The sequence below is a fragment of the Citromicrobium bathyomarinum genome, from assembly GCF_038594485.1.
In the GTDB taxonomy this organism is placed as follows: domain Bacteria; phylum Pseudomonadota; class Alphaproteobacteria; order Sphingomonadales; family Sphingomonadaceae; genus Alteriqipengyuania; species Alteriqipengyuania bathyomarina_A.
Window position 1 is genome coordinate 118,051 of the sequence record NZ_JBCFZG010000005.1, and the last position, 8,877, is coordinate 126,927.

The window sequence follows — 8,877 nt, forward strand, 5'->3', positions numbered from 1 at the left end:
GAAACAGTAGCAATGGAATCCAGGGGCGCGAAGACGGAAGTCGATCTGTTCGGAACCCTCGATGACGGACGCGATGTACAGGCAGTGCGACTGGATAATGGGTGCGGCGTCGTAGCCTGCATCATCACTTACGGAGCGCGTCTGCAGAGTCTCGTTGTCCCCGATTCCAAGGGACATTCTGCAGATGTCGTGCTCGGCTTTTCCGACCTCGGCGGCTATCTGAGCGATCCAAACTACCTGGGCGCGACGGTGGGACGCTGGGCGAACCGTATCGCGGACGCCGAGTTTTCACTGGACGGGGAGCGCTTCACTCTCCGTGCAAACGATAGGGGCAACTCGCTGCACGGCGGCGAGCGCGGGTTTTCGTCGCAGCTGTGGGAGATCGTGGATCGCGGCGAGGATTGCGCGATGGTCGCGATGGCCCTCACCAGCCCCGACGGTGAAGAGGGATTTCCCGGAGCGGTTTCGGCCAAGGCGACTTTCACTCTCGACAGTGCCGGCCGGCTCACTATCGATTACGAGGCGGTGAGCGACCGCCGCACCATCCTCAACCTGACGCACCACAGCTATTGGAACCTCGCGGGCGAGGCGAGCGGGCGCGATGCGCGCGAGCAGCTCCTCGAAATTCGCGCCTCACATTTCCTGCCGATCCGGCCCGGCGGCATTCCGACCGGCGAGTTGCGCGCCGTGGCAGATACCTCGTTCGATTTCACGGTGCCACGGCAGCCGCTCAACCACCCGGAAACGGATGATCAGCAACTCGATGTCGCTGGCGGCTACGATCATTGCTGGGTGCTGGATGGCGGCAGGACTTCGGAACCGCGTCAGGTAGCCAGCTTGCGTGATCCCGATTCCGGGCGAACGCTCGACATCTGGTCCGATCAGCCCGGCCTGCAATTCTACGCGGGCAATTTTCTGACCGCTGAAGCACCCGGCAATGGCGGCCGCATCTACCAGACGCATGACGGGATCGCGCTCGAACCGCAGCTGTTTCCCGACACGCCGAACCGGCCCGCCTTCGGATCAGCGGTGGTCGAGCCGGGTGAGACCTACCGCAACAGATCGATCTGGCATCTCTATTGCGCGTGAGACGATCGCGCCTGCTCCAGCGCGGCGACGATCGCAGCAGCCCGCTGCCCGACATCCTGCGCCGTGCGACCTGCCTTGTAGAGCGACGAGCCGAGCCCGAAGCCCGCAGCGCCCGCCGCCAGCCAGGGTGCCATTGTGTCGGCGTCGATCCCCCCGACCGGCAATACCCGCAGATCGGCGGGCAACACTGCGCGAATGGCGCTCAGCACGCGCGGATCGGAGGTTTCTGCCGGGAATAGTTTCAGCGCGGTCGCACCCGCCGCCAGAGCCGTGAAGGCCTCGGTGGGCGTGACGAAACCCGGCAGCGAGACGAGACCGGCCTTGTGCGTGGCGCGGATGACGCCCGCGTCGGTGTTCGGCGAGACGACCATCTGCCCGCCCGCGTCGCTCACGTGCGCGACATCGGCTTCGGTCAGCACCGTTCCTGCCCCCACGACTGCCCGGTCGGACAAGCGTCGTGCAAGGCGCGCAATGCTCTCGAAAGGCTGCGGCGAATTGAGGGGAACCTCGATCAGCGCGATTCCGTGATCGACCAGCACCTCGCCAATCTCTTCCACCTCATCGGGCTTAACGCCGCGCAAGATCGCCACCAGCGGGCATTGATGGAAGGCGTGATCGAAGGCGGTCAGATGGGTCATGGCAGGAGTTTCTCCAGTCGGACGATGCCATCCACAAACGCGGCATGGCTGTCGATGGTCACGGCTTTGCAACCGGCGTGTTCGATCGCCTGCGCGTAGAGCCCGCCCAGCAGATTATCGGCCAGGATATACGCAGTCTCTGCGGGGTATTCGGCAAGGCGCCCGGCAACCTCGGCCCCGATCAGGAGCCCGCTGGCGAAGGACGAGCGCCCGCTTTCGTCGGAACGGCCGAGCACGGCAGCGCTCCGAATGCCGAAAAGTTCGGCGGAAAGGTCGCGCTCAAGTCCCTTCGCAACGCCAGTGAGAAACGCTTTGCCGGGCTCCACGGGGTCGTGCAGATTGGGCGCGAGAATACTGTTATCCCGCAGCAGCGCGAACAGCTCACCGGTCATCGCGGTGGTGAACCGGGCGATGGCACCGTCGGACATTGCAGCCCATTTGCAATGCGTGCCCGGTTGGATCAGCAGAGCATCGGGCGGTGCGAGGCCCGCCGCGACCGCACCGATCAGCTGGACTTCTTCTCCGCGCATGACATCCGCCCGCGCATCGTCGAGCCGGGACACCCCGGGCAGGATATAGACCCCGTCGCCAAGATCCAGCGCGCCATCGGCCAGCGCTTCCAGACCGGCCGGGCATGGTACATAGGGCGCTTGCTTCCACCCGATCGTCGAACCGATCATTCCCGCCAGCAGAATCTTGTGGTGGCCGAAGCGCGTCCGGATAGCCTCGACCTCGGCCGGAAAGTCTGGACCGCTCGCGACTCCCCGCCCATCCCGCTCGGTATGGAGCACCTGGCCACCCTCGATCAGGTAGATCCGGCGGTTGGTTGTGCCCCAGTCGATCGCAAGAAACGGATCCATCGTCACCACATCGATGCGTAGAGCGCGACGACGATCCCGATCACCGCCAGCGCCGCGAAGTTGAAGCCGCGCGACGTTTCATAATTGACCTCGGTCGTTTCGATCCGGTCGCTGCCCGCTGCCCCTGGTTTCAAGATCGACACGACCACGGCAAGCACCAAGGCAACGGCGAACACCCACATCATACGATTGAGGAACGGCACCGCATTGAGCGCTTCGCTGCCACCCCATTCGGCTGGGAACCAGAACACCACGCTGCCGAGGATCGACGCCGCTGCGGCGGTGATCGCACCCGCCTCGCTCGCCTTCTTCCAGAACAGGCCGAGCAGGAAGATCACCGTAATGCCGGGCGTAATGAAGCCGGAGAATTCCTGGATGAACTGGAACGCCTGATCGAGGCTGCCCAGAAGCGGCCGGGCCGCCAGAAGTGCCATGACGGTCGCGATACTCGCGCTGACCCGCCCGACGAGGACGAGATGCCGTTCGCCCGCCTTGCGGCCGGCTTCATCCTCGGCGTCGCTCTTGTACCCCCGCCGCTTGGCGTAGATGTCGAGCGTGAAAATCGTCGCGATCGAATTGATCTTCGATGCCGTCGACGCGACCACCGCAGCCATCAGCGCTGCGAAGACAAGGCCGAGCAGACCACTGGGAAGATACCGCATCATGGTCGGGTAGGCCTGATCCGCCGGGTCGAGACCGGGCGCGAGGATCGTTGCGGCGAGGCCCGGCACGACGACGACCAGCGGCATCAGCAGTTTCAGGAATGCTGCGAACACCACACCCTTCTGCGCCTCGCGCAAATCCTTGGCCGCCAGCGCGCGCTGGATGATGTACTGGTTGAACCCCCAATAGCTGAGATTGGCAATCCACATGCCCCCGACCAGGACCGCGATGCCCGGCAGCTCCTGATAGCCGATATCGCCCGGCTCCAGGATCATGTTGAATTTCTCAGGTGCCTGGTCGAGCAGCGTGTTGAAACCTGCCCAGACGCCGTGACCGCCGCCGACTTCGTTGAGCGTGAGGCCAGAGATGATCAGCCCACCCAGAACCAGCAACGTGACCTGCACGATGTCGGTCAAGGCCACGGCCTTCAGCCCGCCGTAGAGCTGGTATAGCAGGGCGAAACTGCCAAGCGCGATCAGCGCGGTCATCTGGTCCACGCCAGCCACCTGATTGACCACGATCGATCCCAGCCACAGGATCGAAGTGAGGTTCACGAAGATATAGAGGCCGAGCCAGAACACCGCCATCAGCGTGCGGATATTGGGGCCGTAACGCTGTTCGAGAAACTGCGGCATCGTGAAGATGCCGTTCTTTAGGAAGATCGGCAGGAAGAACTTGCCGACGATCAGCAGCGTCAGCGCCGCCATCCATTCGTAGGATGCGATTGCCAGCCCCAGCCGGTAGCCCGAGCCGGACATGCCGACGATCTGTTCCGCAGAGATATTGGCGGCGATGAGCGATGCGCCGATCGCCCACCACGGCAGCGATTTGGAGGCGAGGAAGTAGTCCGAAGTGTTCTTTTCGTGCCCCGCCGTGTCGCGGCTGACCCACTGGGCGAGGCCAAAAATCACCAGCGCATACGCAACTACCACGATGACATCGATTGTCGCAAGCCCCATACGCCTCGCCTCCCACTGCGTGCCGGTATTACGCTCCGGCAGTTCAAATCCCAAACGCCAATTATATTATTTATAGGCTTTGTCTAGACACGGCGGCATGCGGCGGTTGACGCAAACGCACCGATGCCCTTTCAGTCGGGAAAGGATGGTGGAGGAGTACGGCTCGTGGTGAAAGCAATGCCGGAGGATGGGTCTCTCAGGTCGCGGCTCGGTCGCAATCTCACCCAGGGCATGCTCGAAAACCTGGGGCGCGCGATCATTGTCGGCGACTACGAGGACGTACCCTTCCCAACCGAGGCCGAATTGACCGCGCAGCACGGAGTCAGCAGGTCCGTCACGCGCGAAGCCGTCAAGATGCTCACCGCCAAGGGGCTGCTGAGCGCCCGGCCCCGGCAGGGCACGATCGTCCAACCGTCATCGAACTGGAACCTGTTCGATCCCGATGTCCTGCGCTGGCTGCTGGAGCGTCGAAGCTCGGTCGAGCTGCTGCGCCAGTTCAACCAGCTTCGCATTGCCATCGAACCCGAAGCCGCTGCACTGGCATCGCGTTTCCACGGGGAAGACGACCTGGCGGGGATTTCTGCGGGCCTCGCCCGGATGCGGGAGGCGGAAAAGGGTAACGACGACACGCTGACCGCCGACATCGCATTCCATGTCGCGATCCTGGATGCATCGGGAAACCCGTTCTACCGCCAGTTTCGCGATGTCGTATCGACGGCCCTGCACACCTCGATCCGTCTGACCAATAATATAAAGGGCCATTCGGCCAGCATCGCCGACCACTCATGCGTCCTGGATGCGATCGCGCAGCGCGACGAGGATGGGGCACGGCGCGCGATGCGTCATCTGATCGGCGAGGTGCTCGAACTGATCGATCAGGAAGCTGGCGACGCGCCAGCCTGAGGCGGGCCTTCGGCCCGATATCAATGGCTGTCGCGCGGCAGCCCCCTGGTTTGCGCAATGCGCTGGTATTTCACCGCATTTTCCAGCACCGCGCCGCCATCGAACTGACCGACGAGACCGCGCTGGATTTCCTGCCACGGGGTTTGCGATTCTGGGGCAAGCTCAGGCGTTGCATCGCCAACCTCGGCCCGCCTGCGCTCGATTTCATCATCATCGAGCAGGACATCGACCCGCCGAGCAGCCAGATCGATACGGATGATGTCGCCCGTTCTCACCAGTGCCAGCCCGCCGCCAATGGCCGCTTCGGGCGATGCGTTGAGGATCGATGGCGATCCGCTGGTCCCAGACTGGCGACCATCGCCAATGCACGGCAGGGCATCGACTCCGGCGGCGATCAGCGCTGCGGACGGGCGCATGTTCACGACCTCCGCACCGCCGGGATAACCGACGGGCCCGGCACCGCGCATCACGAGGATGCAGTCATCGCCGATCCCGAGTTCCGGATCGTCGATCCGCCTGTGATAATCCTCCGGCCCGTCGAAAACGATCGCGCGGCCTTCGAACCGGTTCGGCGCTTCGCTGTCCGACAGGTAACGCGCACGAAACTGCGCCGAAATGACCGACGTCTTCATCACTGCATTGGCGAACAGGTTGCCCGAGAGGACGACGAGCCCGGCGGCTTGCGCCAGCGGTCGATCAAAAGTCCGGATTACATCCTCGTCCAGCGACCGGGATTCCGCAACGTTCTGCGACACCGTGCGTCCGTTGGCGGTAACCGGTGTACCCTCCAGCAGGCCGTTGCGCAGAAGTTCGCCCATCACTGCCGGGACGCCGCCAGCGCGGTGGAAGTCCTCCCCCAGATATCCGCCCGCCGGTTGCAGATTGACCAGCAGCGGCACCTCGGCACCAAGCGTTTCCCAATCGGCAAGCGTTAGCTCGACGCCAAGATGCCTGGCGATCGCGTTGATATGGATCGGCGCGTTGGTCGACCCGCCGAGCGCCGAGTTCACACGGATCGCATTGTGGAAGGCCGCAGGGGTCATGATGTCGCTCGGCTTGCGATCCACCGCGACCATCTCGACGATGCGGCGACCGGTTTCCCAGGCGCATTCCTGCCTGTCGCGATGCGGAGCGGGGATGGCGGCCGAACCGGGGAGCGACATGCCGAGCGCTTCGGTGAGCGAGTTCATCGTCGTCGCCGTGCCCATCGTGTTGCAATAGCCGGTCGAGGGGGAGGAAGACGCGACGAGGCGGATGAAGCCTTCGTAGTCGATCTGCCCGGTGGCCAGCATTTCGCGCGCTTTCCAGATGATCGTGCCCGATCCCACGCGGCGGCCCTTGTGCCAGCCGTTCAGCATGGGGCCGACCGACAGGGCGATGGCCGGTATATTGACCGTCGCCGCCGCCATCAGGCAGGCCGGCGTGGTCTTGTCGCAGCCGATCGTCAGCACCACGCCGTCGATCGGATAGCCGTAGAGGACCTCCACCAGGCTAAGATACGCAAGGTTCCGGTCGAGACCCGCAGTGGGGCGCTTGCCGGTTTCCTGGATCGGGTGGATCGGAAACTCCAGCGGGATGCCGCCCGCCTCGCGAATGCCGTCCTTCACCCGCTCTGCCAGAACGAGATGGTGGCGGTTGCACGGGGCAAGATCGCTGCCGGTCTGCGCGATCCCGATGATCGGGCGGTCCGACTGCAGTTCCTCGATGCTGAGACCGTAATTCAGATAGCGTTCCAGATAGAGCGCGGTCATGTCCGGGTGGTCCGGATTATCGAACCATTCGCGCGAACGGAGCCCCGACCGCTCCGCGCGCTGATCCTTGGTACCCGTCACGTAAACCCCTCCTTGAACCCTACCCAGTCAGTCGCGAGCATTGATAACGACAATGATACTGCTAAGGAACATATAAATCATATAAAACAAGAATGGGAAGGACCCGGAATGGATCTGGCGATCGTGGGACTGGGAAAGATTGCACAGGATCAGCACCTCCCGGCGGTCGGGGACAGCGCGGCATTCTCGCTTGCTGCAATCGTCGACCAGCGCACTGTCGATACGCGCGTACCCGTGTTCGGCTCTGTCGAAGCGCTCGTCGGCAGCGGCTTTTGCGGGGCGGTTGCGATCTGCACGCCCCCCGCAGCCCGGTTCGATATCGCCCGTGTCGCGATCGAAGCGGGGTTGCACACTTTCCTCGAAAAACCGCCGTGCCTTAGCACATCCGAAGTCGACCAATTGGCCGATCTCGCGCGCCGCAAGGCTGTGACGCTGTTTGCCGCGTGGCACTCGCGCGAAGCCGCGATGGTCGCTCCGGCAAAGGCCTATCTCGCCGACAGGCAGGTCCAGGACGTAACCATCTCGTGGCGGGAAGATATTCGTCGCTGGCACCCGGGTCAGGACTGGATTCTGGACGAGGGCGGCTTCGGCGTCTTCGATCCCGGCATCAACGCCTTCTCGATCCTGACCGAGATAATTCCGGGCACGCATCGCGTCGAATCCTGCCTGCTCGAAATTCCGGATGGTCGTGCCTCGCCCATCGCTGCGCAGCTCGCCATGCAGCTGGCGAACGGCGGCCGTGCCGCCGCCGATCTCGATTTTACGGAAACCGGTGAGCAGACCTGGGAAATACGCGTGCGGACCGACGCGGAAGAGGTCGTCCTCGCAGACGGGGGTTCGCGCCTGATGATCGGAGACAAATCCGTGCCGCCCCTCCCCGGCCCCGGAGAGTACCGACGGCTCTACGACCGGTTTGCGCATCTCATAGACAGTGGCCAGTCCGATGCCGACAGCGCGCCTCTGGCCCTTGTCGCAGACGCGTTTCGCGTGGCTCGCCGCAAAAGTGTCGCGCCGTTCGAATTCTGAAATCCATTCAGCCACCGAAGGGCATGCCGACAAAACCGCCGACTTCCGGCCTGAATTCGAACAGCGATCCGGCTAGTGGCTGTTCGGCGAGATCGAGACCGAGCGCCGAGGAGGTAATATATAGACGGTCGGCGTCTGGCCCACCGAAGGCGCAGCTGGTCGGACGCTGGACCGGCATGGCGAGCGTTTGCACAACCTCTCCCGCAGGGGTCAGCCTGCGAAGGCACCATCCATCCCAGAAGGCAACCCACAGGTCCCCGGCGCGGTCGACGGTCATTCCGTCGGGGTAGCCATCCGCGTCGCCGAACCGGGCAAACACGCGCCGAGGGGATACGTCCCCGCGCTGGTCGATATCATAGGCATAGATGATCTGCCGGGCGGAATCGCAATGGTACATGACGCGGCCATCGGCGCTGAATGCCGGCCCATTGGTCACTCGATAGCCATCGTCGATCCGGGCCCAGGTCCGGTCGTGATCGAGCCGGTAGAGTGCTCCGCTCGCGGCGGTTTCGGTATCGTCCATCGTCCCTGCCCAGAACCGCCCCTGTGGATCGGTTTTGCCATCGTTGAAGCGGTTGTCTGGGCGATCCGGCTCCGGCTGGGCGATGATCCGAAAATCCGCGAAATCGCTGTCGACTTCGAAGAACCCGCTGTCACACGCGCCGATAAACCCGCCCGATCGGGTGGGTGCGATCGAACCGATGCGAAACGGCACGTCCCAGCTTTCATGCCTCCCGCTGTCGGGGAAGTAGGCGTGGAGCCTGCACCCCTTGATATCGGTCCAGTACAGCGCTTGCACATGGGCCACCCAGACAGGGCCTTCGCCCAACAGGCAGGGCTCGATAACGACTGGCTGCGGGTTATGCATGACACCCCATCTGGCGTTGTGGCGGGCGCTTGCCAGACC

At 63.6% G+C, this 8,877-nt stretch carries 8 protein-coding genes; 3 read left to right on the forward strand and 5 right to left on the reverse strand.

Annotated features, from left to right (window positions below; genetic code table 11):
* Positions 1-12 precede the first annotated feature (12 nt).
* Positions 13-1,089, forward strand: coding sequence for an aldose epimerase family protein (locus AAG591_RS11200; protein WP_342531379.1), 1,077 nt, complete (start codon positions 13-15; stop codon positions 1,087-1,089).
* On the opposite strand, the gene AAG591_RS11205 is transcribed toward AAG591_RS11200, so the two are convergent.
* Genes AAG591_RS11205 through AAG591_RS11215 form a run of 3 tightly spaced genes read right to left on the reverse strand, consistent with a single transcriptional unit; the run spans position 1,077 to position 4,209 of the window.
* Positions 1,077-1,727, reverse strand: coding sequence for a 2-dehydro-3-deoxy-6-phosphogalactonate aldolase (locus tag AAG591_RS11205; RefSeq protein WP_342531380.1), 651 nt, complete (start codon positions 1,725-1,727; stop codon positions 1,077-1,079). The genes AAG591_RS11200 and AAG591_RS11205 overlap by 13 nt on opposite strands.
* Positions 1,724-2,587: a 2-dehydro-3-deoxygalactonokinase gene (locus tag AAG591_RS11210; protein WP_342531381.1), complete on the reverse strand. Its 864-nt coding sequence runs from the start codon at positions 2,585-2,587 to the stop codon at positions 1,724-1,726. The genes AAG591_RS11205 and AAG591_RS11210 overlap by 4 nt, the downstream gene beginning before the upstream one ends.
* Before the next feature lie 2 nt (positions 2,588-2,589).
* Positions 2,590-4,209 (reverse strand): sodium/sugar symporter, encoded by a 1,620-nt coding sequence (locus AAG591_RS11215; protein ID WP_342531382.1) that lies wholly within the window; start codon positions 4,207-4,209, stop codon positions 2,590-2,592.
* Between the two features lie 177 nt (positions 4,210-4,386).
* Between AAG591_RS11215 and AAG591_RS11220 the strand changes: the two genes are divergently transcribed.
* A complete protein-coding gene (locus AAG591_RS11220; RefSeq protein WP_342531394.1) occupies positions 4,387-5,112 on the forward strand; it encodes a FadR/GntR family transcriptional regulator in 726 nt (241 codons plus the stop codon).
* A gap of 20 nt (positions 5,113-5,132) precedes the next feature.
* On the opposite strand, the gene AAG591_RS11225 is transcribed toward AAG591_RS11220, so the two are convergent.
* Complete coding sequence (locus AAG591_RS11225; protein ID WP_342531383.1) at positions 5,133-6,944, reverse strand: IlvD/Edd family dehydratase; 1,812 nt, start codon at positions 6,942-6,944, stop codon at positions 5,133-5,135.
* 108 nt (positions 6,945-7,052) lie between these two features.
* Here AAG591_RS11225 and AAG591_RS11230 point away from each other — a divergent pair, with 108 nt between their 5' ends.
* The gene (locus AAG591_RS11230) at positions 7,053-7,970 is read left to right on the forward strand and encodes a Gfo/Idh/MocA family protein (RefSeq protein WP_342531384.1); all 918 of its coding nucleotides are present in this window, start codon (positions 7,053-7,055) and stop codon (positions 7,968-7,970) included.
* Between the two features lie 7 nt (positions 7,971-7,977).
* Here the strand turns inward: AAG591_RS11230 and AAG591_RS11235 are convergent.
* Positions 7,978-8,877 (reverse strand): SMP-30/gluconolactonase/LRE family protein (locus AAG591_RS11235; protein ID WP_342531385.1); only part of this gene is annotated, 900 nt, incomplete at its 5' end.